This is a genomic window from Micropruina sp. (genome assembly GCF_047602085.1).
Lineage (GTDB): Bacteria > Actinomycetota > Actinomycetes > Propionibacteriales > Propionibacteriaceae > Micropruina.
Map to the genome: position 1 here is coordinate 95847 of NZ_JASGID010000007.1, position 24971 is coordinate 120817.

19 protein-coding genes and 2 pseudogenes are annotated in these 24971 nt (G+C 66.1%); 16 read left to right on the plus strand and 5 right to left on the minus strand.

The annotated features are described in order from the left end of the window. Positions 1-747: 747 nt before the first annotated feature. From rpoB to QM721_RS12985, 6 genes and pseudogenes are all read left to right on the plus strand, one after another. Positions 748-4221: a DNA-directed RNA polymerase subunit beta gene (gene rpoB, locus QM721_RS12960; RefSeq protein WP_415122648.1), complete on the plus strand. Its 3474-nt coding sequence runs from the start codon at positions 748-750 to the stop codon at positions 4219-4221. Positions 4222-4293: 72 nt separating this feature from the next. After that, positions 4294-8175: a DNA-directed RNA polymerase subunit beta' gene (locus QM721_RS12965; RefSeq protein WP_415122650.1), complete on the plus strand. Its 3882-nt coding sequence runs from the start codon at positions 4294-4296 to the stop codon at positions 8173-8175. A gap of 450 nt (positions 8176-8625) precedes the next feature. After that, positions 8626-9111: a ribose 5-phosphate isomerase B gene (gene rpiB / locus QM721_RS12970; RefSeq protein ID WP_415122652.1), complete on the plus strand. Its 486-nt coding sequence runs from the start codon at positions 8626-8628 to the stop codon at positions 9109-9111. Positions 9112-9228: 117 nt separating this feature from the next. Then, a complete protein-coding gene (locus tag QM721_RS12975) occupies positions 9229-9630 on the plus strand; it encodes a TOBE domain-containing protein (RefSeq protein WP_415122654.1) in 402 nt (133 codons plus the stop codon). Beyond that, positions 9627-10385: pseudogene (gene modA / locus QM721_RS12980) on the plus strand (molybdate ABC transporter substrate-binding protein). Before QM721_RS12975 ends, modA begins: the two are co-directional and overlap by 4 nt. Next, positions 10382-11368, plus strand: a complete 987-nt coding sequence (locus QM721_RS12985; RefSeq protein WP_415122656.1) for a molybdate ABC transporter permease subunit — start codon at positions 10382-10384, stop codon at positions 11366-11368. Before modA ends, QM721_RS12985 begins: the two are co-directional and overlap by 4 nt. On the opposite strand, the gene QM721_RS12990 is transcribed toward QM721_RS12985, so the two are convergent. Then, positions 11356-11691, minus strand: coding sequence for a type II toxin-antitoxin system PemK/MazF family toxin (locus tag QM721_RS12990; RefSeq protein ID WP_415122658.1), 336 nt, complete (start codon positions 11689-11691; stop codon positions 11356-11358). The two genes, QM721_RS12985 and QM721_RS12990, sit on opposite strands and share 13 nt — an antisense overlap. Further along, a complete protein-coding gene (locus QM721_RS12995) occupies positions 11691-11933 on the minus strand; it encodes a hypothetical protein (RefSeq protein WP_415122660.1) in 243 nt (80 codons plus the stop codon). Before QM721_RS12995 ends, QM721_RS12990 begins: the two co-directional genes overlap by 1 nt. Positions 11934-12087: 154 nt before the next feature. Between QM721_RS12995 and QM721_RS13000 the strand changes: the two genes are divergently transcribed. Continuing rightward, complete coding sequence (locus tag QM721_RS13000; protein WP_415122662.1) at positions 12088-12717, plus strand: response regulator transcription factor; 630 nt, start codon at positions 12088-12090, stop codon at positions 12715-12717. A gap of 63 nt (positions 12718-12780) precedes the next feature. On the opposite strand, the gene QM721_RS13005 is transcribed toward QM721_RS13000, so the two are convergent. Then, positions 12781-13146: a sensor histidine kinase gene (locus QM721_RS13005; RefSeq protein ID WP_415122664.1), complete on the minus strand. Its 366-nt coding sequence runs from the start codon at positions 13144-13146 to the stop codon at positions 12781-12783. 109 nt (positions 13147-13255) lie between these two features. Continuing rightward, positions 13256-13747: pseudogene (locus QM721_RS13010) on the minus strand (histidine kinase); the annotation flags it as partial. Between the two features lie 1207 nt (positions 13748-14954). On the opposite strand from QM721_RS13010, the gene QM721_RS13015 reads away from it, so the two are divergent. From QM721_RS13015 to QM721_RS13055, 9 genes are all read left to right on the plus strand, one after another. Then, positions 14955-15602, plus strand: coding sequence for a hypothetical protein (locus QM721_RS13015; protein WP_415122666.1), 648 nt, complete (start codon positions 14955-14957; stop codon positions 15600-15602). Next, positions 15592-16713: a hypothetical protein gene (locus tag QM721_RS13020; RefSeq protein WP_415122668.1), complete on the plus strand. Its 1122-nt coding sequence runs from the start codon at positions 15592-15594 to the stop codon at positions 16711-16713. Before QM721_RS13015 ends, QM721_RS13020 begins: the two co-directional genes overlap by 11 nt. Continuing rightward, a complete protein-coding gene (locus tag QM721_RS13025; RefSeq protein WP_415122670.1) occupies positions 16710-17426 on the plus strand; it encodes an ABC transporter ATP-binding protein in 717 nt (238 codons plus the stop codon). Before QM721_RS13020 ends, QM721_RS13025 begins: the two co-directional genes overlap by 4 nt. Further along, entirely contained in the window at positions 17423-18676 is a 1254-nt protein-coding gene (locus QM721_RS13030) for an ABC transporter permease (RefSeq protein WP_415122672.1), read from the plus strand. Before QM721_RS13025 ends, QM721_RS13030 begins: the two co-directional genes overlap by 4 nt. Positions 18677-18854: 178 nt before the next feature. Then, positions 18855-19226, plus strand: coding sequence for a 30S ribosomal protein S12 (gene rpsL / locus QM721_RS13035; protein WP_020488528.1), 372 nt, complete (start codon positions 18855-18857; stop codon positions 19224-19226). Next, positions 19226-19696, plus strand: a complete 471-nt coding sequence (gene rpsG, locus QM721_RS13040; RefSeq protein WP_415122674.1) for a 30S ribosomal protein S7 — start codon at positions 19226-19228, stop codon at positions 19694-19696. Before rpsL ends, rpsG begins: the two co-directional genes overlap by 1 nt. Positions 19697-19786: 90 nt before the next feature. Next, a complete protein-coding gene (fusA, locus tag QM721_RS13045; protein ID WP_415122676.1) occupies positions 19787-21898 on the plus strand; it encodes an elongation factor G in 2112 nt (703 codons plus the stop codon). Between the two features lie 136 nt (positions 21899-22034). Then, on the plus strand, positions 22035-23228 hold the full coding sequence (gene tuf / locus QM721_RS13050) for an elongation factor Tu (RefSeq protein WP_415122678.1): 1194 nt from the start codon (positions 22035-22037) through the stop codon (positions 23226-23228). Positions 23229-23427: 199 nt separating this feature from the next. Next, a complete protein-coding gene (locus QM721_RS13055) occupies positions 23428-23931 on the plus strand; it encodes an aromatic ring-opening dioxygenase LigA (protein WP_415122681.1) in 504 nt (167 codons plus the stop codon). A 33-nt stretch (positions 23932-23964) separates the two neighbouring features. Here the strand turns inward: QM721_RS13055 and QM721_RS13060 are convergent, their stop codons facing one another. Then, positions 23965-24876, minus strand: a complete 912-nt coding sequence (locus QM721_RS13060) for an SDR family NAD(P)-dependent oxidoreductase (protein WP_415122683.1) — start codon at positions 24874-24876, stop codon at positions 23965-23967. Positions 24877-24971 lie beyond the last annotated feature (95 nt).

Sequence of the window (24971 nt, forward strand, 5' to 3'; positions counted from 1 at the left end):
TCTGTGGGTATCGAGTCTTGTGGACATCGAAATTTGTCCGGCCGGCCTTTGTCGCGGGGCCTGCGCGAGCGTGGCCCGAGATCGCCTGGGAGGCTTCGGCGCCCAGGCGTGCGGGGTGGTGGCGCGGGGATTGAGTGCGAAGAAGGTTCGGAACCAGGCCCGGCAAGCATGGCGCATGGCGGCCGTGGGGTCGGCGGGCTCGAAGAATGACGATTGTGATTCGGTGGCCTGCCTCGGTGTGAACGGGCGATCGGCGGCCGAGCGTGGGGCGATGGCGCACGTCGGGAAACGCTGATCTTTCGCTGGTCGAGCGTGTCGAGACTTCAGGATGCGCTGGTCGAGCGTGTCGAGACTTCAGGATGCGCTGGTCGAGCGTGTCGAGACTTCAGGATGCGCTGGTCGAGCGTGTCGAGACTTCAGGATGCGCTGGTCGAGCGTGTCGAGACTTCAGGATGCGCTGGTCGAGCGTGTCGAGACTTCAGCATGCGCTGGTCGAGCTTGTCGAGACCTCAAACGGAGTGCACTCACTACTAGGGGTTCCGACACGCTGCACCAGCGGTGGAGGCATTCATCAGTACCGCCTGGAGCCAGGGTCGAAGGTGGCCAGCTCGATTGACTTGCCTGTTCGTCCTGAGTGTACTAAAGTGCTTATTTGCCCATCGCTCACCAACGACCCGTGATTTGACGCGGGCCGTTCTGCGTGCAAAGAACCGGCTGAACGCCGGGTTTCTTGGAAGGACCATCACCTTGGCCGTCTCGCGCTCTGCGTCGAAGAACACCAACGTCGTCTCCGCCTCCGGGCGGATCTCGTTCGCCAAGATCGCCGAACCTCTCGAGGTGCCGAACCTGCTCGATCTGCAGATCGAATCGTTCGACTGGCTGATCGGCAACGAAGCCTGGCGGGCCCGCGTGGCCACCGCACTGGCTCAAGGCCGAACGGACGTCAACACCAAGTCCGGCCTGGAAGAGATCTTCGAAGAGATCTCGCCGATCGAGGATCTGTCTCAGACCATGTCGCTGTCGTTTCGCGACAATCGCTTCGAGGATCCCAAGCATTCGGTCGAGGAGTGCAAGGATCGCGACGTCACCTACGCGGCACCGCTGTTCGTCACCGCCGAGTTCATGAACAACGACACCGGCGAGATCAAGAGCCAGACGGTGTTCATGGGCGACTTCCCGCTGATGACCGACAAGGGCACCTTCATCATCAACGGCACCGAGCGCGTCGTTGTGTCGCAGTTGGTGCGGTCGCCGGGCGTCTACTTCGAGCAGACCCCCGACAAGACGTCCGACAAGGACATCTTCACCTGCCGCATCATTCCCTCGCGCGGCGCCTGGCTCGAGTTCGAGGTCGACAAGCGTGACATGGTCGGCGTGCGGCTTGACCGCAAGCGCAAGCAGAACGTCACTGTGCTGCTGAAGGCCCTCGGCTGGACCACTGAGCAGATCCTTTCGGAGTTCGGCGAGTACGAGTCGATTCGACTCACCCTCGAGAAGGACCACACGGCCAACACCGACGAGGCGCTGCTCGACATCTACCGCAAGCTGCGCCCGGGCGAGCCGCCGACCCGTGAGGCCGCGCAGGCGATGCTCGAGAACTACTACTTCAACCCGAAGCGCTACGACCTGGCCAAGGTCGGCCGGTACAAGATCAACAAGAAGCTCGGCCTGTCGGAGCCGTTCGACAAGCAGGTGTTGACCGTCGACGACATCGTGGCCGCGATTCGTTATGTGGTCGCGCTGCACGAGGGTCGCGAGACCGTCGGCGACCTGTTGGCCGAGACCGACGACATCGACCACTTCGGCAACCGCCGGCTGCGCACCGTGGGCGAGCTGATCCAGAACCAGCTCCGGATCGGCCTGGGCCGGCTGGAGCGCACCGTCCGCGATCGGATGACCACCCAAGACATCGAAGCGATCACGCCGCAGACGCTGATCAACATCCGTCCGGTGTCGGCGGCGCTGAAGGAGTTCTTCGGCACCTCGCAGTTGTCGCAGTTCATGGACCAGACCAACCCGGTCTCGGGCCTGACTCACAAGCGGCGGCTGTCGGCGCTCGGCCCCGGCGGCCTGTCGCGCGACCGGGCCGGCATGGAGGTGCGCGACGTGCACCACAGCCACTACGGCCGGATGTGCCCGATCGAAACCCCTGAGGGCCCGAACATCGGCCTGATCGGCTCGCTGGCCAGCTTCGCCCGGGTGAACGCGTTCGGCTTCATCGAGACGCCCTACCGCAAGGTCGTCGAAGGCCGGGTCACCGACCAGATCGACTACCTGACCGCTGACGAAGAAGACCGTTACGTCATCGCGCAGGCCAATGCGCAGCTCGACGAGCACGGTCACTTCACCGAGGCCCGGGTGCTGGTGCGCACCAAGCACGGCGACGCCGACGAGGTGGCGCCCACCGACGTGCAGTACATGGACGTCTCACCGCGCCAGATGGTCTCGGTGGCCACTGCGCTGATTCCGTTCCTTGAGCACGACGACGCCTCGCGCGCCCTGATGGGTGCCAACATGCAGCGTCAGGCGGTGCCGCTGATTCGCAATGAGGCCCCGTTCGTGGGCACCGGCATGGAGTACCGCGGTGCGGTCGACGCCGGTGACGTGACGGTGGCCGAGAAGGCCGGCGTGGTCACCTCGGTGAGCGCCGACATCATCGACGTGGCCAACGACGACGGCACCTACCGCAGCTACCGGCTCGAGAAATTCACCCGGTCGAACCAGGCCACCTGCATCAACCAGCGTCCGCTGGTCGCCGAGGGCGACCGAGTCGAGGCCGGCTCGCCGCTGGCCGATGGTGCGTGCACCGACGCCGGCGAGATGGCACTGGGGCGCAACCTGCTGGTCGCGTTCATGCCGTGGGAGGGCCACAACTACGAGGATGCGATCATTCTCAGCCAGCGCTTGGTGCAGGACGACGTGCTCACCTCGATTCACATCGAGGAGCACGAGATCGACGCCCGCGACACCAAGCTGGGCGCCGAAGAGATCACCCGCGACATTCCGAACATCGGTGAGGACATGCTCGCCAATCTCGACGACCGGGGCATCATCCGGATCGGCGCCGAGGTCGGCACCGGCGACATCCTGGTGGGCAAGGTGACCCCCAAGGGCGAGACCGAACTGACCCCCGAGGAGCGGCTGCTTCGTGCGATCTTCGGTGAGAAGGCGCGCGAGGTGCGCGACACTTCCATGAAGGTGCCGCACGGCGAGACCGGAACGGTGATCGGCGTGCGGGTGTTCGATCGCGAAGAGGGCGACGAGCTTCCCCCCGGCGTGAACCAGTTGGTGCGGGTCTACGTGGCGCAGAAGCGCAAGATCAGCGACGGAGACAAGCTCGCCGGCCGGCACGGCAACAAGGGCGTCATCTCGAAGATCCTGCCGGTCGAAGACATGCCGTTCATGGAGGACGGCACCCCCGTCGACATCGTGCTCAACCCGCTGGGCGTGCCGAGCCGGATGAACGTCGGCCAGGTGCTCGAGACCCACCTCGGCTGGGTGGCCAAGACCGGCTGGGACATCGACGGCGTCGATGAGTCTTGGGCCAACCGGCTCAAGGACGTCGGTCTGGGCCGGGTCGAGGGCGATGCCCGGTTGGCCACTCCGGTGTTCGACGGTGCCAACGAGCACGAGATCGCCGGTCTGCTCGAGCACGGCCTGCCGCAGCGCGACGGCCTCAAGCTGGTCGATGCCGGCGGCAAGGCGCAACTCTTCGACGGACGCTCCGGCGAGCCGTACCCCGAGCGGGTCGGTGTCGGTTACATCTACATGTTGAAGCTGCACCACCTGGTCGACGACAAGATCCACGCCCGCTCGACCGGTCCGTACTCGATGATCACCCAGCAGCCGTTGGGTGGTAAGGCGCAGTTCGGTGGCCAGCGGTTCGGTGAGATGGAGGTGTGGGCACTCGAGGCCTACGGCGCCGCCTGGGCGCTGCAGGAGTTGCTCACCATCAAGTCCGACGACGTGCCCGGCCGGGTGAAGGTCTACGAGGCGATCGTCAAGGGCGAGAACATTCCCGAGCCCGGCATCCCGGAGTCGTTCAAGGTTCTGGTCAAAGAGATGAAGTCGCTGTGCCTGAACGTCGAGGTGTTGTCCTCCGACGGCCAGGTCGTCGAGCTTCGTGATTCCGAGGACGATTTCCGCTCCGCCGAGGAGTTCGGAATCGACCTGTCCCGTCGCCCGGGTGCCGACTCGTTCGCCGCACTCGACGAGGTCTGAGTTCACGCTCAGTCGCCCACCACTCAGACCCACTTTCGAAACAACAGAGTTCGAAGAAAAGAGAGAAACCACGTGCTGGACGTCAACGTCTACGACGAGTTGCGCATCGGTCTGGCCACCGCGGATCAGATCCGTGAATGGAGCCACGGCGAGGTCAAGAAGCCCGAGACGATCAACTACCGCACCCTGAAGCCCGAGCGTGATGGGCTGTTCTGCGAGAAGATCTTCGGCCCCACCCGCGACTGGGAGTGCTACTGCGGCAAGTACAAGCGGGTGCGCTTCAAGGGCATCATCTGTGAGCGCTGCGGCGTCGAGGTGACCCGTAGCAACGTGCGCCGTGAGCGCATGGGGCATATCGAGCTGGCCGCGCCGGTCACCCACATCTGGTACTTCAAGGGTGTGCCGAGCCGGCTGGGCTACCTGCTCGACATCGCGCCGAAGGACCTGGAGAAGGTCATCTACTTCGCCGCCTACATGATCACCCAGGTCGACGTCGACGCGCGGCACCGCGACCTGCCCTCGCTCGAGGCGAAGGTCGAGGTGGAGCGCAAGCAGTTGGAGCAGCGTCGTGACAATGACGTGAACAACCGGCTGGCCAAGCTTGAAGAAGACCTGGCGCAGCTCGAGAGCGAGGGCGCCAAGGCCGACATCAAGAAGCGGGTGCGTGACGGTGCCGAGCGCGAGCTGAAGGCCATCCGCGACCGCGCCCAGCGCGAGATGGACCGGTTGGACGCGGTATGGAGCCGGTTCAAGAACCTCAAGGTGCAAGACCTGGAGGGCGATGAGATCCTCTACCGCGAGATGAAGACGCGCTTCGGCAAGTACTTCGCGGGCTTCATGGGGGCCGAGGCGATCAAGAACCGCCTGGCCACCTTCGACCTGCAGGCCGAGTCGGAGTTGCTGCGCGAGATCATCGCCACCGGCAAAGGCCAGCGCAAGACCCGGGCACTGAAGCGGCTGAAGGTCGTGTCGGCGTTCCTCAACACCGTCAACAGCCCGTCCGGCATGGTGCTGGACGCCGTCCCGGTCATCCCGCCGGATCTCCGCCCGATGGTGCAGCTGGACGGTGGCCGGTTCGCGACCTCCGACCTGAACGACCTGTACCGCCGGGTGATCAACCGGAACAACCGGTTGAAGCGACTGCTCGACCTGGGTGCTCCCGAGATCATCGTGAACAACGAGAAGCGGATGCTGCAGGAGGCCGTCGACTCGCTGTTCGACAACGGACGCCGCGGGCGTCCGGTCACCGGGCCGGGCAACCGTCCGCTGAAGTCGATCTCGGACATGCTGAAGGGGAAGCAGGGCCGGTTCCGGCAGAACCTGCTGGGCAAGCGCGTCGACTACTCGGGCCGTTCGGTCATCGTGGTCGGCCCGCAGCTCAAGCTGCACCAGTGCGGCCTGCCCAAGGCGATGGCGCTGGAGCTGTTCAAGCCGTTCGTGATGAAGCGGCTGGACGACCTGAACCTGGCGCAGAACATCAAGAGCGCCAAGCGGATGGTCGACCGGCAGCGTCCGGTGGTGTGGGACGTCCTCGAAGAGGTCATCTCCGAGCACCCGGTGCTGCTGAACCGCGCACCCACGCTGCACCGCCTCGGCATCCAGGCGTTCGAGCCGCAGCTGATCGAGGGCAAGGCGATCCAGATCCACCCGCTGGTCTGCACCGCCTTCAACGCCGACTTCGACGGTGACCAGATGGCCGTGCACCTGCCGCTGAGCGCGGAGGCGCAGGCCGAGGCCCGGATCCTGATGCTGTCGACCAACAACATCCTGAAGCCGGCCGACGGGCGCCCCGTCACCATGCCGACCCAGGACATGGTGATCGGCCACTACTTCCTCACCCTCGAGCAGCAGGGCAAGGTGGGCGCCGGGCGCGTGTTCGGCTCGGTGTCCGAGGCGATCATGGCGTTCGACCGCGGCGATCTGGCGATCGGTGCGCCGATCACCATCCGGTTGCGCGACATCGTTCCGCCGGAGGGTCAGGAGGTGCGTGCCGACGGCAGCATCATGCTGGCCACCACGCTGGGCCGCGCCCTGTTCAATGAGGCGCTGCCGACCGACTACGCGTTCGTGAACGTCGAGGTGGGCAAGAAGAAGCTGGGCCAGATCGTCAACGACCTGGCCGAGCGCTACCCGAAGATCGAGGTGGCTGCCACCCTTGACCGGCTCAAGGATCTGGGCTTCAAGTGGGCCACCCGCTCCGGCGTCACCGTGTCGATCTCTGACGTACAGACCCCGCCGAGCAAGCCCGAGATTCTGGCCACCTATGAGTCGAAGGCCGCGAAGATCACCAAGCAGTACGAGCGCGGCAAGGTGACCGAGGAGGAGCGCCATCAGGAGCTGATCCAGCTCTGGACCGACGCCACGGCCGAGTTGACCGCCGCGATGGAGGCCAACTTCACCCGCGACAACCCGATCTTCATGATGGTGCACTCCGGCGCGCGAGGGAACATGACCCAGATGCGCCAGATCGCCGCCATGCGAGGCCTGGTGGCCAACCCGAAGGGCGAGATCATCGCCCGGCCGATCAAGTCCAACTTCCGTGAGGGCCTGAGCGTGCTGGAGTACTTCATCTCCACCCACGGTGGTCGTAAGGGCCAGGCCGACACCGCGCTGCGCACCGCCGACTCGGGTTATCTGACCCGGCGTCTGGTGGACGTGTCGCAGGACGTGATCATTCGCGAAGAGGACTGTGGCACCGAGCGCGGCCTTACCAAACCGATCTCAGCCGAGGGACGCAACGGCAAGCTGGTCGCGGCCGGCAACGTCGAGACCGCCGTCTACGCCCGCACGCTGGCCACCGACGTGGTCGCAGCCGACGGCAAGGTGCTGGTCAAGGCCGGCGTCGACCTGGGCGATGTGAATATTCGCAAGCTGCTGAAGAACGGCATCACCGAGGTGAAGGTACGTTCGGTGCTCACCTGCGAGGCGGCCTCCGGCACTTGTGCCATGTGCTACGGGCGGTCGCTGGCCACCGGCAAGCTGGTCGATGTCGGCGAGGCGGTGGGCATCGTCGCGGCGCAGTCGATCGGCGAGCCCGGCACCCAGCTCACCATGCGTACCTTCCACACCGGTGGTGTGGCCGGTGACGACATCACCCAGGGTCTGCCGCGTGTGGTCGAGTTGTTCGAGGCCCGTCAGCCCAAGGGCAAGGCCCCGATCGCCGAGGCCGCCGGCCGGGTGCGCATCGAGGACGGCGAGCGTAACCGCAAGCTGGTCATCGTGCGCGATGACGGCGAAGAGGACGTTGAGTACCTGCTGCCCCGGCGCGTGCGCCTGGAGTGGGAGGACAACGCCGGCGATCGACACTCGATCGTCGACGGCGACCACATCGCCGCCGGGCAGCAGTTGTACGCCGGCACCCCTGATCCTCAGGACGTGCTGCGGGTGAGCGGCCTGCGTAAGGTGCAGGAGCACCTGGTCGAAGAGGTGCAGGCGGTGTACGCCACCCAGGGTGCGCCGATTCACGACAAGCACATCGAGATCATCATTCGGCAGATGCTGCGGCGAATCACCGTGATCGAGTCGGGTGACACCTCGATGCTGCCGGGCGAGCTGGTCGACCGGAACACCTTCGAGACTCAGAACCGCCAGATGGTCACCGAGGGTCGCCGGCCGGCCCAGGGCCGTCCGGTGCTGATGGGCATCACGAAGGCGTCGCTGGCCACCGAGTCATGGCTGTCGGCGGCGTCGTTCCAAGAGACCACCAAGGTGCTCACCGACGCGGCGATTCACGCCAAGTCCGACAGCCTGCTGGGCCTGAAGGAGAACGTGATCTTGGGCAAGCTGATCCCGGCCGGCACCGGCCTGGAGCGGTACCGCAACATTCGGGTCGAGCCCACCGCCGAGGCCCGGGCCGCGGCGTACGAGCTCAGCTACGACCCCTACGACTACGACATGGCCGGTGCGGGCATGGCGGTGTCGCTGGACGAGTTCGACATCGGTGATCTGCGCTGAGCGATCGCTGACGGACGGCCCCGGGGGATTCCCCGGGGCCGTCCGCCGTTGTCCGCCCCGTATCACCCCAAAAGCCCTCCCTGATGTGAAAGGTCAGGCGACCACGGCTTCTGTGGGGCTGGGCCTATGGCTGAGCCGGATAGGCCACCCATTGCCGTCAAGCGTGCGAGTCGACGAGACGCGAAAGAGGCCCGCGAAACGCACTTGGAGCCTCGATTCGGTTGCCCGCGAAACGGTGATCGTCTGCCTGGGGTGGTCGGGCTGGACTTCGACAACGGTAGCGAGCTCATCAACCACGATGTGATCGACTGTGCCGCCGGGCGGAACCCCTCCAGCTTCCCGGTGAACTGGGGGAGCTGGCCGGGGGCATCGTGACAACGCACGAGCCGCTGCCAGGTGCGATGGACGGGGGCCTGTGGGGGCGTCGTCCGGCGGCCTAAGGTGGGCGGCATGAAGATCGTTGCGCACAGTGACCACGCCGGGGTGGGGCTGCGGTTGGAGATGGTCGAGCAGGCACGGGGGATGGGGCACGAGGTGGACGACCTCGGTCCGGCGGTGGGCGAGAAGGTCGACTACCCGTACGCCGGCGCAGTGGTCGGACACAAGGTTGCCGCGGGGGAGTACGACCTGGGCATTCTGGTCTGCGGCACCGGGGTCGGCATCTCGATGGCGGCGAACAAGATGGCCGGGGCCCGCGCGGTGGTGTGCTCCGAGCCTTACACGGCCCGGCTTTCCCGCCAGCACAATGCGTCCAACATCGTTGCGGTGGGTGAGCGGGTGGTCGGCCCGGGGGAGGCCCGGATGATCGTCGAAGCATTCCTCACCACCGAGCCCGCCGGCGGTCGCCACGCGCAGCGGGTCGAGATGCTGAAGGCGCTGGACGGCGACATCAGCCTGGAGGACTTGCGGAAGATGGGTCCGGCCTGCAGCGGCTGAGCGTGGGGCGGGTGTCGCCGCGCGCGGCTGACGCCGGCCGAGCGGGGCCGGCCGACTGAGCCGAGCTGGGTTTTCGCCCTCCGAGAGTGCCGTGTCTACGGCGCTACTGTCCTGCTCGTGACGAATTTGCGGATCTCGGAGGCGGCTTCTCTTCTCGGGGTGAGCGACGACACCGTGCGTCGCTGGGCCGAGCAGGGGCGCCTCGGCCTGTCTCAGGACGCCTCGGGACGCCAGGTCGTCGCCGGTGCGCAGTTGGCCGCGCTGGCCCAGGAATTGGCCGGCAGTACCGATTCGCTGGACCCGGCCGCCGGTCATCGCTCGGCGCGCAACCAATTCACCGGCCTGGTGACCAAGGTCACCTCGGACGTCGTGATGTCCCAGGTCGAGTTGCAGTGCGGGCCGTTCCGGGTCGTGTCGCTGATTTCCACCGAGGCCGTCCGGGAACTGGGGCTTGAGGTGGGCTCCTTGGCCACCGCCGTGGTCAAGGCAACCAACGTGACAGTGGAGGCATTTCGATGAAACGACGGGTGGGGCTGATCGCGGCCCTCGTGCTCGGCCTGGCGGCCAGCGGCTGCGCGAGCAGTGCCACGCCGGCTGCGAGCGAGAAGACCCTGCAGGTGTTCGCCGCGGCGTCCCTGACCAAGACCTTCACCGAACTGGGCAGCAAATTCGAGGCGTCCCATCCGGGGGTCACGGTGAAGTTCAACTTCGACGGGTCGTCGGGCCTGGTCGACCAGCTCACCGGTGGGGCGAAGGCCGACGTTTTCGCTTCGGCCGACGAGAACAACATGAACAAGGCCGTCAACGCCAAGCTGACCACGGGTGAGCAGACCATCTTCGCCAAGAACGTCCTGACCCTGGTGACTGCGCCCGGCAATCCGAAGAAGATCACCGGGATGGACGACTCATTGAACGGCGTCAAGCTGGTCATCTGCGCGACGCCGGTGCCCTGTGGCACAGCCACCGAACAGCTAGCCCAGAAGTTGGATGTGAAGCTGAAGCCGGTCTCGGAAGAGACCAAGGTGACTGACGTTCTCGGCAAGGTCACCTCGGGTGAGGCCGACGCCGGCATCGTCTAGGTCACCGACGCCAAGAGTGCCGGCGACAAGGTCCAGACGGTGGCGATCAAGGACGCCGATCAGGTGGTCAACAACTACCCGATCACTGTGCTCGCGAGCGCGCCGGAGCCGGCGCTGGCCGCCGAGTTCGTGACGCTCGTCACGTCGCAGACCGGCAAGGACGTGCTGAACGCGGCGGGGTTCATCACGCCGTGACCCGTCCTGTGCCCCGCTGGATCGGGGCACTCGCCGTCCTGGGCGGCCTGCTGATCGGCGTGCCTTTGCTGGGCCTGTTGTTGCGCGTCCCGTGGTCGCGGGTGCCGGTTCTGCTAGCCGGTGCCGCCGCCCGGGACGCGCTGGCGCTGAGTCTGCAGACCTGCCTTGCCAGCACGGTGCTGTCGCTGGTGCTGGGGCTGCCGGTGGCGCTGGTGCTGTCCCGGCTGCGCGGCCACTGGATGGCGGTCGGACGGGTGGTGGCGACAGTGCCGCTGGTGCTGCCGCCCGTTGTGGCGGGCCTGGCGCTGTTGGTCACCCTCGGCCGCCGCGGGCTGGTCGGCCAGGTGCTCAGCCTGGGCGGGATCGAGATCGGTTTCACCACCGCAGCGGTGGTGATCGCGCAGACCTTCGTGGCGATGCCGTTCCTGGTGGTCGCGGTCGAAGGGGCGCTGCGCAGCATCGACCCGGACGCCGAACTGATGGCCGCGACGCTGGGCGCCGGGCCGTCCCGGGTGGCGGCTCGCCGACCGGCTGTTGGTGCTCTCCGACGGACGGATCGTCGAGTCCGGCACGGTCGCGGACGTCCTGGGCCGGCCCCGCAACCAGTTCCTGGCCCACCTCCGCGGACGCAATCTGATCGCCGGTGTGGCACTCGAACAGGACGCTCTGCAGGTCGGCGGTCTGGTCGTGCACGGGGTCAGCGACGCGCCGCTGACCAGGGGGGACGACACGTTGGCGCTGCTCGATCCGGCGGCCATCGCCGTCCATCTCGGACGTCCGGAGGGCAGTCCGCGCAACGTCTGGCCGGCCGTGGTGACCGGCGTCGAACCGCGGGGCGACGCCGCCCGGCTCAGCTGCCGGGCCGAGAGCCCCCGCTGGCCGTCGATCTGACCCTCGCCGCCGTCGCCGAACTCGGGCTGACCCCCAGCCTGGCCGTGTGGCTCTCGGTCAAGGCCAGCCAGGTGCTGCTCTACCCCCGGTAACTGGCCGAGGGCAACTCGAGATCGAGGTCGAACGCCTCGGTGATGGCTCGGGCGAGATCGGCCTCCTGATCCCGATGAAGCGATCCGACCCGCCGGCGGAGAAGAGCCTTGTCGATGGTCGCGATGGAATCGCAGTTCACCACGGACTCATGGTCGAGACCGTTGCGAGGGCCCACCAGAACCTCACTTGCCAGTCCGCGGACTCGCGACGTGATGGGTGCGACGGTCACGAACCTGCGATGCTCCCGGACGGCGTCGCGAGTGAGCACGAGCACTGGCCTGACCTTGTCATGGGGGATGTCGGCGAGGTGGATCGGGTGCATCAGTCCAGTTCCTGCCAGACCGCACCGACGGCGTCCTCCCTCGCTTGTTGCCAGCCGGCCAGCTCTGTGCTCTCACCCTCGGCGGCATAGATCGCGGCGTCGGCCTCGGCCCGGCGCCGGCGCGCCTCACGACGCAGCGCGCGTGTGATGACGGCCGCGCGGCTGATGTCTGCAGCGCTGGCTTCCTGATCGAGGAATGCCGCGGCGTCGTCGGCGATCCGGACGGTGATCTGTACGGTCATACCAATACAATACCTTGTTGGTATGGTCAGGCCTGCTGTGCAGGATCGGGTCGGTGCGGGGATGCTCATGTCAAGATGCCCGCGTGGTTGGGTGAACCGTGAGGCACTCGAGGGCTCGGTACGCTGGGGTGAGCGCCGGAGGCAGGGGGTTGGCGTGTCGTGGACAGTAGTTCTGGCGGAGGATCGTGGCCGCACCCGGGAGCTACTTGCCGCCATCATTGATTCCAACCCCGCCTTTCAGGTGGTTGGCTTGGCTTCTGACGGTGCCGAGGCGGCGGATGTGTGTGAGCGGACGACCCCGGATCTTGTGCTGATGGATGTGGTGATGCGGCCGGTCGACGGCATCGAGGGAACCCGGCGAGTCATGCAACGGCTCCCGGGGACGAAGGTGGTCGCGCTGACCTCGTTCGCCCATCCGGATTGGCTGGTCCGCATGCTTCGCGCCGGGGCCTGCGGCTACCTCGCGAAGGAGTCCACTCCGGCGGAGCTGTTCGATGCGCTGCGCTCCGTGCTTGAGCGGCAGGGCGCCTACGCACTCTCGCCAGGAGTGGTCAACGCTCTCGGACGGCATCTGGTCACCTCCAACCTGGGCGAGCGTCCGCTCGTGGGCGGTTCGGTGGACGGCGGTTTGACCGAGCGGGAACTCGAACTGGTCGGATGGCTCGCGCAGGGCCTCAGTAATCGCCTGATCGCCAAGGCGATGACGATCACGGAGAACTCGGTGAAGATTGCCCTCGGACGGGTGATGGCGAAACTGGCGTGCGCGATCGAGTACAGGTCGTGATCAGGTGCCACGAACTTGGGCTCGTCGAACTCCGCCTTGCGGCGGCTGATCGGCCGGGCACGTCTAGCTCTGAGTCGTGAGCGGGAGGTTCGCGCGCACCACCCAGTCATCATGCTCCACCCCGGTGGTCAACGTGCCCGACAGCAGGGAGACCCGCTCGGCAAGGCTGGCCAAGCCCATGCCGCCGGAGGTGACGGAGCGGCTGGGCGCTGCGTCCGCTGCTCGGACCCGATTGCTCACCGTGACCTCGATGTTCGCTTCGTCCTGCCGTAGGGCGAGCCTGCACTCGGCACCGGCTGACGCGTGCCGGATCACGTTCGCGACGGCCTCCTGCAAGATGCGCTGCACCGTGAGCCGGACGAGAGGCGGCAGCTCGACGATCCGCTGCGGCATCAGGCGCGACGACGTGCTCTTCCACGACGAAACCATGGCCGCGCAGCACCGTGGCCAAGCGAGCGAGTTCGTTCGATAGGCCTTCCACTTCCCCGAGAGCTTCCGCGGGTGTCGGTGATTCCTCGTTGGTTTGAGGCTGTCGGAGTAGCCCCAGAAGGGCGCGGAGTTCGGCCTGCGCCAAGCGCGCGCTGGCCCCGGTGGCCGCGAGTGCCTCGCGCAACTCGGCCGGATCGTCGACGGTCGCACGATGCGACGACTCCAGCGATATCATGGTCAACTCGCTGGCAACAGCGTCGTGGAGCTCGGTGGCGAGCTGATGCATGAGTTGCTCCCGCCGCTCGACCTCTGCCCGAAGGGCCCGCTCCGCTTCCGCTTTGGCGAGCGCTTCCCGAGCCCGATTCGCCCGCACCCAGCGCAGTAGCAGACCGATCGCAATCGCCACCAGTTGTAGCAATGCTGTCGTCCAGAAGAACATGCCGGTGGTGTCGCGAACCGTCCCGATCGCAAGCCACACCACGGTCATAGCCGCGTGGGTTGTCAGCCATGCTCGCCGTCCCCAGACGATCAGTGCGAGCGTGGCCAGCGGTAGGCCCATTGCTGCCACCGTGGAGATCCGAGTCACCGTCGCGAGCGCCATGACCAACCAGACGAGTGCGGCGCCCCACGCGGGCCTGATCGCGATCAGGCAGAGTTGGGCTCCCGTCAACACCGACTGGACTACCAGAAGCTCGGGGTACCCGTGTGACACGTGTGCCTGCTCTGGTTGCAGCCAAAGCACCCGAACATCGTTCAGGTAGGTGAGGGCCCAGAATGTGGACCATAGCCACACGAGCCATTCCGGTATCTCCCATGGACCGATACGGCGGCGAAGCCTGGACGCCACTTGAGAAGACGACGCCACTTCAGAAGACTAGGCGCAGAGCCATGGGAAGACCACACATAATGGGTCCATCTCCCACGTTCGTTGCCAAGTACCAGACTCATCACGTGAGAGAAGGAGCGCCAGTATGACTGCAGTGCTCCTGAGAGCAAGTACGAACATCTGCACACACCCTTCCGGCTTGTCTGCGATCAGAGGCTAGGGCATCCCTTCCGACCCTGGCTACGACTGTGGAGCGGTGCTGACTTTAGTAAGCACTGGCGGCCTGAGAATGGCCACGGAGCGAGCCGTGTGGCTAGCGTCAAGTGGCGCGGACGTGACGATGCGTTCGAGACGTGACGATGCGTTCGAGGTAGCGGCACTCACGAGGTTCGAGTGCGGGCCGCTCGGACAGTATGAAGGGATCTTCCATGAAGCGACGAACAGTGTCGATGGCCTCGGCCGCAGCACTCGCCCTGCTGTTGCCCGTCTTCGGGCCAGCTACGCAGTAAATGGCGGCCAGCTGTGACTTCGGACTGAAGTGGACCTCGACGACACTCTCGAGTTCCCAGAAGTTCGATGCCAATTCGGGGTGCGACGGCGTGTGGGTGCATTACACGTCGGCCTACGCTGACCAGATCCGCGGCTGGTACTATAAGGACGCTACGTGGCAGAAGAGTTCGTACTCATGGCAGTGGGTGTACCCGTCGGGAGCTTCCGTACCGAAGATCGTCGGCAATACGACTACGGGACGCGACATCAAGGGACAGTCCGCAAACTACAACCAGAACGCAGTCTACGAGTTCTGATCGTGTAGTCGGTTTAGTGTATGGAATGTGCTCGCGTCTGCTGAAAGAACAGGGCTAGGGTGAACTGGCTTGTGCCGCGTGTGGCGTGCCTTCTGATGTGCGTGACGCTGGCTGCATGTAGCGGAGTGTCTCCCACTCCTGAGCCAGTGATCCCTACTATTGTCGATCCGCAAGTTATGCAGGACGTGATCGAGTCGACATTCATGGTTCCTGGGGATGGCGTGTTGCGCGGCATGCGAGTGCAGCAGTTTGCACGCAATGAGGGAATCCGCAAGTGCGGGGGAGAGCCTGGGCGGGTCGAAGCGACGATGAATAGGCCGGCGCAGCACCTCTATCCGAATCTGGAACTCATTCGAGAACGTGGCTTTGCTGAGAACAAGGAGAGCCTTGAGGAAGACGCAAGGATCGAGCGGTTGCCCACGAGTTGTCCCAATTTGATACCAAGCATCCCTCGTGTGGAGGATTGGCACAATCTTCAGGCAGCTTGGGAGAAGGATGCATACGTTGCCGCAGCGAATTCTACGCTCGCGAAGTCGAAGGATTCAATGGCCCGGTGCCTGACCGACCGCATCGGCAAGGACGTCGACCCCGCAGATCCGGCAGTCAGCTTTCTGCGCATCGCTGACGACACCATGCTGGAGACCGATGATTGGGAGACCGGGGGCGAACAGAAGTACGCGGCGGCCTATGCCGACTGTGGCAAGGAGTACTTCGCGAAGCTCGGTGAACTATTGCTGAAGCAGCGCCCGGAGCAGATCGAACGCAACCGCGAGGTGCTCACCGAGTTTGCCGTGGGAATCGTCAAGGCTGGGTATGTCCCGTAGCTCGACGAGATGGGCCAGCCTGAACGGCCGCTTTGCCTGGGGGATCGTCGGGGCGGCGCTTGCCTCAGTGGTGTGGCTGGTCGCCGTGCTGGCGTTCTCGCTGTCGCCCGAGCAGGCGGCGCAACGGCGGGCAGCGCCGGATCTGCCGCCGCCGACGGCGGTGGTGCAGGAGGTCGAGTTGCGGCAGGTGGCCTGGTTTCCGTGTGTCCAGCAGAGTGTGACCGTCAACGTCGTGGCGCCGAGCGTGCCGAAGGGGTCACGTCCCGTCGTGACCAGGCTGCCCGGCACCGTCGTACGGGTTCGGACCGGGACGGAACTGGCACAGGTCTCCGGCATTCCGCTGATCGCGGTGGTCACCGATGCTGTGTTCTATCGCGACCTTCGGGTCGGAGACCGTGGACCGGACGTCCGGGGATTCGAGAAGGCGCTGCAACACGCCGGGGTGATCCGGACGGCGAATGCGGTGCTCGATGCGGCGACCCTGGCGGCCTGGCGACGGTTCGATCCCACCGGTCCGCGTGACCGCGTCCGGCAGCAGAGCCTCGTGGCTGTACCGGACGGGGCTGAGTTGGGGGTGCGCAAGGTCCGGGTGGGTGAGGTGGTGAAGCCCGGCGCCGTGCTGCTGGAGGTCAACGCCGGTACCAAGGAGTTCCGTTGTGCGGTGCCCAACGCCGGATCCGAGGTGACGCCGGCAGCGACCACGTTCATGGTGGCCGACAAAACGGTGAAAGTGGCGTCCGTCACCGTTCGGACGCGCACGAACGACGAGCCGGGCTACGTGCTGGTCATACCGCGCACGGCGGTCGATGAGGGTCAGGGCCGACTCGGCGTGCAATCAGCGGGCAGCGGCAAGCCTGTGCTGGCAGTGCCGCTCAGCGCGGTCCGGGTGGATGCGGGTGGCCGGCCCGCGGTGGTCGTCGTCGACGGGGAGTCCCAGCGTGAGACCCCGGTCGCCCTGGGCGTGACGGCACAAGGCCTGGTGGAGATCGCCGGTGACGGCATTGCCACGGGTGTCCAGGTGCTGTTGTTCGAATCCTCCGATCAGGCCTCCGCCGCGCCGTCGGGCCGTTCACCCGCTGAGCCGACCCCGACCCCGAGTGGCCCTCGGTGAGCGAGCCGGCACCCGTCCGGGTCGGCGGCGGTCACGCGGAACCAGTCATTTCACCGCTGATCGAACTCCGACAGGTCGGCTTCGCCGTGACCGCCCCCGTTCCCACGCGCATCCTGCACCCTCTCGACCTGGATATCGCGGCCGGATCGTCGGTCGCGATCGTGGGTCCGTCCGGTGCCGGGAAGTCGACCCTGGCGTCGTTGATCGGTGCCCTGCAACAGCCGTCCGAAGGCACCTACCGTTACGCGGGGCAGCCGGTGACCGGACGTTCCCTGGGGCAGTTGGCACGGTTCCGGTCCGAACGGCTCGGTTTCGTCTTCCAGAACTCGCACCTGATCGACGAGCGCACCGCGTCGGCGAATGTCGACCTGGGCATCACCGATCCCCGGATGCCGAGCGCGGTCCGCGTCCAACGCTGCATCGATGCGCTGGATGTCGTCGGGCTCGCTCCGCTGGCTGGCCGCAAGGCGGCGCACCTTTCGGGTGGCGAACGCCACCGGGTTGCGGTGGCTCGAGCGCTGGTGAAGAGACCCGAGGTGGTGATCGCGGACGAGCCGACGGCCGCGCTCGACCAGACCACCGGGCAGGCGATCCTCGATCTGCTCAGCAGCCTGACCGACGACGGGACCACCCTGATCGTTGTTACGCATGACTCCCGAGCCGCTGCGATGGCCGACCAGGTGGTGTCGATCGTGGACGGACGGCTCCGATGAGCGCGGCGAGCCCCGCCAGTACCCCCGCGGGCAGGCAGGGCCGGTGGTGGTCTGGGCTGCGCGATCGGCTGCGTCCGCTGTGGGTGGTGGCAGCCGATGCCGGCGCGTCGCTGCTCGCCCGGCCCTGGCACGCAATCGGGATGATGTCCGGCATCCTGCTCGGCGTGGCCAGCGCCACCGCCGCAGTCGTGATCGCCGACACCCAGCAGGCGCAGATTGACCTGCGATTCGACCTGCAGCGATCCCAACACGTGGTGCTGTGGTCCCAGGCGCAGGCTCCGGACGGCTTCCCGCCTGACCGGGTTCACCAGGTGACCGCGCTGGAACCGGTCAGTGCAGCCGGGGAGTTCTCGTTGTGGAGCACGCGCACGAACGTCACCCGGTCGTTCGCCTCCCATCCGGTTTCGGCGCCGGTGATCGTTGCCGATGCCGGCGGACTGGCAGCAAGCGAGACGACCGTGCTGAGCGGTGCCGCGCCGCAACTCCTGACCGCGGGCCGTCTCCCGCTGGCCTGGGTCGGACGCCAACTCGCTGCCGATCTGGGGGTGCGTCCCGCCGACGGTACCGCCAATACTCCCGATGCGCAGGTCGTCCTCGACGGTCGACCGTTCAGCGTGGCCGGGATCGTGGCGAATGCGACTGGTTTCGACTATGTCGACAACTCGGTCGTGATCCCCCGCGAGGCCGCCGGTGAACTACCCTCCGACGGCGCCGCGAACATTCGCCTCCTCATCCATGTCCGGCCAGGGTCTGCCGCCGCCGTGGCTGCCTACGCCCTGGCCGCCATGGACTATGACCACACCCTGCAACTCCGCGACGTCACGCCACCCGACGGGCAACAGTTGCTCGGCAATGTGACCGACGACCTGCGCCGGATCGGCGCCGCGCTCGGCGGATTCATCGGCTTGGTCGGCATGGTGGCGATCGCCAATACGTTGATGCTCGCGGTGAACAACCGCCGCCGCGAGCTTGGCCTGCGCTCGGCGATGGGCTGGAGCCGGCGCCGCATCGGCGTCCTGATCCTGACCGAATCTGCCTTTGCGGGCCTGATCGCCGGCCTGATCGGTGCTGCGGTCGGCCTTGCCGCCGCCGCGATCTGGTGTGCGCAGCAGGGTTGGACCTTAATCGTCTGGCCACCGTTGCCATGGCTCGTCGCACTGGGCGGGGTCGCCGCCAGTCTGTTCGGTGGCCTGATCCCCGCACTACGCGCCGCCACAGTCACACCCCTCACCGCCATGCAAGCGGCATAGCGGAGCACGCGTTTTTGCGCTGACGGACGGCAGCGGGTAACCTTGGTGGTTGTGTTCGGGCGACCGAACCATCCGTGTGTGCCCGTCGCGACGACTTCCGTCTGTGACGCGACACCCCAACAGCGAATCACGTTCGCCAGGACGTGCCTTCAACCACGACGGAAAGTGATACCAGCCGGTGCCCACCATTCAGCAGTTGGTCCGTAAGGGCCGCACTGACAAGGTCAGCAAGAACAAGACGCCCGCGCTCAAAGGTTCGCCGCAGCGGCGTGGCGTGTGCACGCGTGTGTACACCACCACCCCGAAGAAGCCGAACTCCGCACTGCGCAAGGTGGCTCGCGTCCGGCTGTCCTCGGGTGTCGAGGTCACGGCGTACATTCCCGGCGTCGGCCACAACCTGCAGGAGCACTCGATGGTGCTGGTGCGCGGCGGTCGTGTGAAGGACCTGCCCGGCGTGCGCTACAAGATCATTCGCGGCTCGCTCGACACCCAGGGTGTCAAGAACCGCAAGCAGGCTCGCAGCCGCTACGGCGCGAAGAAGGAGAAGTAATGCCTCGCAAGGGTCCCGCCCCGAAGCGTCCGGTCGTTGTCGACCCGGTCTACGGTTCGCCCCTGGTTTCCCAACTGGTCAGCAAGATCCTGCTGGACGGCAAGAAGACCACCGCTCAGAACATCGTCTACTCCGCACTTGAGGGCACCCGGGCCAAGACCGGCGTCGACCCCGTGCAGACGCTGAAGAAGGCGCTCGACAACATCCGTCCGACGCTCGAGGTGAAGAGCCGCCGCGTCGGCGGTGCCACCTACCAGGTGCCGATCGAGGTCAAGCCGGCCCGCGCCACCACTCTCGCCATGCGCTGGCTGGTCAGCTTCTCGCGCGCCCGTCGCGAGAAGACCATGACCGAGCGTCTGATGAACGAGCTGCTGGACGCTTCCAACGGCCTGGGTGCCTCGGTGAAGCGTCGCGAAGACACGCACAAGATGGCCGAGGCCAACCGCGCCTTCGCTCATTACCGCTGGTGATCTGAGGCTCTCCACCCGGGCGATCCCCGGGGGAGGGCTTCACGCCTGCCCGCCCACAACTGGAACACAGACCTTCGAGGAGCCCTTACCGTGGCTATCAACGTGAACACCGACCTGGCCAAGGTGCGCAACATCGGCATCATGGCGCACATCGACGCGGGCAAGACCACCACCACCGAGCGCATCCTGTTCTACACCGGCATCAACTACAAGATCGGTGAGGTGCACGACGGCGCCGCCACGATGGACTGGATGGAGCAGGAGCAGGAGCGCGGCATCACCATCACGTCGGCCGCGACGACCTGCTTCTGGAAGCAGCACCAGATCAATATCATCGACACCCCCGGGCACGTCGACTTCACCGTCGAGGTGGAGCGTTCGCTGCGCGTGCTGGACGGAGCGGTGGCCGTGTTCGACGGTGTCGCCGGCGTCGAACCGCAGTCTCAGACGGTGTGGCGGCAGGCCACCAAGTACGGCGTCCCGCGGATCTGCTACGTCAACAAGCTGGACCGCACCGGTGCGTCCTTCGACTACTGCGTGAAGACCATCAAGGAGCGGCTGAACGCCACCACCGCGGTGCTGCAGTTGCCGATCGGGGCCGAGGGCGACTTTCTGGGCGTCGTCGACCTGGTCGGCATGCGGGCCCTGACCTGGCGCGGCGAGACCGCGATCGGTGAGGACTACGAGGTCGAGGAGATTCCGGCCGACCTGGCCGACGCTGCGGCCGAGGCGCGCGAAGAGCTGGTTCACGTGCTGGCCGACCACGACGACGAGTTCGCCGAAGCGTGGCTCGAGGCCGAGGAGACCGGCGAGGAGTTGACCGTCGCGCAGCTCAAGGCGGCGATCCGCCGCGCGGTGCTGGCCAACAAGCTCACCGCGGTGATCTGCGGCACCTCGTTCAAGAACAAGGGCGTGCAGCCGATGCTGGACGCCGTCGTCGACTACCTGCCGTCACCGCTGGACATTCCGGCCATCGAGGGCTTCAAGCCGGGCGACGAAGAGACGGTGATCGAGCGGCACCCGTCCAACGACGACCCGCTGAGCGTGCTGGCGTTCAAGATCGCCGCAGACCCGCACCTGGGCAAGTTGACCTTCATTCGGATCTACTCCGGCGTGCTCAAGGCAGGCACCTCGGTGCTGAACAGCACCCGCGGCCACAAGGAGCGGATCGGCAAGATCTACCAGATGCACGCCAACAAGCGTGAAGAGATCGAGTCGATCGGTGCCGGCATGATCGTCGCGGTGATGGGCCTGAAGAACACCAGGACCGGCGACACCCTGTGCGACCCGGCCAACCCGGTGCAGCTCGCATCGATCAACTTCGCCAGCCCGGTCATCGAACAAGCCATCGAGCCCAAGTCGAAGTCTGACCAAGAGAAGCTGTCGATGGCCATCCAGCGGCTGGCCGAGGAGGATCCGACCTTCCAGGTCCACACCGACGAGGAGACCGGCCAGACCATCATCGCCGGCATGGGCGAGCTTCACCTGGAGATCCTGATCGACCGGATGAAGCGCGAGTTCCGGGTCGAGGCCAACATCGGCAAGCCGCAGGTGGCCTACCGTGAGACGCTGCGTCGTCCGGTCGAGAAGGTCGAGTACACCCACAAGAAGCAGTCGGGCGGCTCGGGCCAGTACGCCAAGGTGATCATCAATCTGGAGCCGATGGAGGCGGGCTCGGGCTACACGTTCGAGAACGCCGTCACCGGTGGGCGCATCCCCAAGGAATACATTCCCGCCGTCGACAAGGGCGTGCAAGAGGCCATTGCCTTCGGCCCGCTCGCCGGCTACCCCATCGAAGACATCAAGGTCACCCTGGTCGACGGCCAGTACCACGACGTCGACTCCTCAGAGCTGGCGTTCAAGATCGCCGGTTCGATGGTCTTCAAGGACGCTGCGCGCAAGGCCGACCCGGCTCTGCTCGAGCCGCTGATGGCGGTCGAGGTCACCACTCCCGAGGACTACCTGGGCACCGTGATCGGCGACATCAACAGCCGCCGCGGCCACGTCCAGGGCATGGAGGAGGTGCACGGCAACCAGGTCGTGCGCGCTCTGGTGCCGCTGAGCGAGATGTTCGGCTATGTCGGTGACCTGCGGTCGAAGACTTCGGGCCAGGCGTCCTACTCGATGGAGTTCAGCCAGTACGGCGAGACTCCCAAGAGCGTCGCCGAAGAGATCATCGCCAAGGGTCGCGGCGGGGCCTGAGTTTGACTCCACCGCAACCGTAGACAAGACTTGGTAGGGTTCGCCCCCGTTGTGGGGCGCACCAACCAGGGACTCATCAACCCAACCCACACGACGCCGCGCGAACCGCGCGTGGCGACATCATGAAGGAGCCTCAGTGGCAAAGGCCAAGTTCGAGCGGACCAAGCCGCACTGCAACATCGGCACCATCGGGCACATCGACCACGGCAAGACCACTCTGACCGCGGCGATCACCAAGGTGCTGCACGAAAAGTACCCCGAGCTGAACGCGGTTTCGGCCTTCGATCAGATCGACAAGGCGCCCGAAGAGCGCCAGCGCGGCATCACCATCTCGATCGCGCACGTCGAGTACCAGACCGAGGCTCGTCACTACGCCCACGTGGACTGCCCGGGTCACGCCGACTACGTGAAGAACATGATCACCGGTGCTGCCCAGATGGACGGCGCGATTCTGGTCGTGGCCGCCACCGACGGCCCGATGCCGCAGACCCGCGAGCACGTGCTGCTGGCCCGTCAGGTCGGCGTCCCGGCGATCGTCGTCGCGCTGAACAAGTGCGACATGGTCGACGACGAGGAGCTCATTGAGCTGGTCGAGATGGAGGTCCGCGAGCTGCTGGACGCCCAGGAGTTCGACGGCGACAACGCTCCGGTCGTGCGCGTGGCTGCCTTCCCGGCCATGCAGGGCGACGAGAAGTGGGGCGAGTCGATCCTCGAGCTGATGAACGCCGTGGACGAGTACATCCCGCAGCCCGAGCGTGAGACCGACAAGCCGTTCCTGATGCCGATCGAGGACGTGTTCACGATCACCGGTCGTGGCACCGTCGTCACCGGCCGGATCGAGCGCGGCATCGTCAAGACCGGCGAGACCGTCGACATCATCGGCATCGCCGACAAGAAGCAGACCACCACCATCACCGGTGTGGAGATGTTCCGCAAGATCCTCGACGAGGGTCGCGCGGGCGAGAACGTCGGCCTGCTGCTGCGTGGCACCAAGAAGGACGACGTCGAGCGCGGCATGGTCGTGATCAAGCCGGGTTCGACCACCCCGCACACCGACTTTGAGGCGAATGTCTACGTGCTGACCAAGGAGGAGGGCGGCCGTCACAAGCCGTTCTTCAGCAACTACAGCCCGCAGTTCTACTTCCGCACCACGGACGTGACCGGCGTTGTTCAGCTACCCGAGGGTACCGACATGGTGATGCCCGGTGACAACACCGACATGACTGTGCACCTGAACAAGCCGATCGCCATGGAGGACGGCCTGAAGTTCGCCATCCGTGAGGGTGGCCGCACCGTCGGCGCCGGCCGAGTGACCAAGATCCTCAAGTGATCTGAAGTATTTTTCAAGACCCCCGCCCTCGGGCGGGGGTCTTGTGCTATCCAGTGACTTGCGTACTACACTGTGTCGTAGATGAGGGGTCAACGATCGGGAGGGATCGGGTGCCCAGGGGACTCATCTGCTGAGGTTGCCAACGCTGCCGACCTCGGCAATGACGTCGACGCAGTACACAGTCAACAAGGAGCGCTTCATGTCCAAGAAGTCCGGCCCAGTGAAGCTGGTGGGCCTTCTCAGCATCATCTTCGGCGCGGTGGCCATCATCGGTGGGATCACCACCTGGGCCACGGTGTCTACCCAACTTGCCGCAGAGAACATCACGGTACCTGCGGACTCGCCGCTCGTCCCGGGTGCCAGGGTGCAGGATCCGATCAGCGCCTATGCTCAGGCCGAAATCATCAATACCCACGCGCTCGCCTCGAGCGGGGGTCGCACGTTCGCCCAGCTCGGCACCGAGATCTCGGCGGCCAGGACCGCCGGTGACACCGCCAAGGTCGAGGAACTCACTGCGCTGCGCACCACCATGATGAACGCGTCGTTCTTGCGCGCTTCACTGTTCACTTCGGTGGTTGCCTACGGTGTGGCGCTGCTGGTGATCGGCCTGGGGGTCATGTTCATTCTGCTTGGTTGGGCCCTCGGCTCGTTGGTGAAGCCCGCCGAGGCGGCGAGTGAGGCTGTGGAGCCGGCCACCACCTGAGCGAGTGGCTGGTCGTGGCAGCACCGAACAAGGTCACCGTGGGAATTCCACCCCGGTGGCCTTTTCGGTTGCCAGCCATAGTGCGGTGAGGTCGCGAGCAGAGCGAGCCTGGCGCGGCAAGGCCGCCCGTCCGACCGGACCCGAGGTGCCGAACATGCCGATCGGGCCGTAGTAGCCGCCGGCGGCCGCCTGCCGGCTGGCGGCACAGAACACCACCGGCTGGGCGCCGTCCGATGTCGACTGGATCTGCCGGGTGACTCGACCGAAGAACTCGCCGAGGGCGTGGTGCGGCGCGTCCTGTAATGGGCCGCCCGCCGCCCAGCCGGGGTGGGCCGCGTGGGCATTCACGCCCCACTCGCCGGCGGTGCTGTGCCGTTGCAACTCACGGGCGAACATCACCATGGCCAGTTTGCTGTTGGCGTACGCTCGCGCACCCGACCAGCGCCGCTCCAGGTTGAGGTCGTCGGGCCGGATCTTGCCGTTGTTGGCCACCAGTGACCCCAGCGCCACCACCCGGGCTCGGCTGGCGCGGCGTAGCGGTTCCAGCAGATGGGCGGTCAGTGCAACGTGCCCCAGGTAGTTGGTGGCCATGATCAACTCGTGTCCGTCGACGCTCTGCTCGCGTTTTCGGGTGGGGCCGATGCCCGCGTTCAGCACCAGGATGTCGACCCTGCGGTCGGTGTAGGCGGTGGCGAATCGTTGCACCGAGGCCAGATCCGAGACGTCCAGGTGTGCGACAGTGTGGGTGCCTTCGGGGTGCTCGGCACGCAATTGCTCGGCGACGGCCTCGCCCTTGGTGACATTGCGGACGGCCAGCACCACGTCGGCACCGGCTAGTCCGAGGGCTCGGGCCGTCGCCTTGCCGATGCCGCCGCTGGCCCCGGTGACGATGGCCAGGCGTCCCTTGCGGGAGGGGATGGTGAGTGGGGTGAGTCGGTCCTTCATGATTCCTGAGCCTATGGGGTGGCGGCGGTGGGGAGCCTTGCCACGCCGCGATTGAGCCGGTCGAGATTTCTGGACGTGGCCGGAGCCGGCCCCGA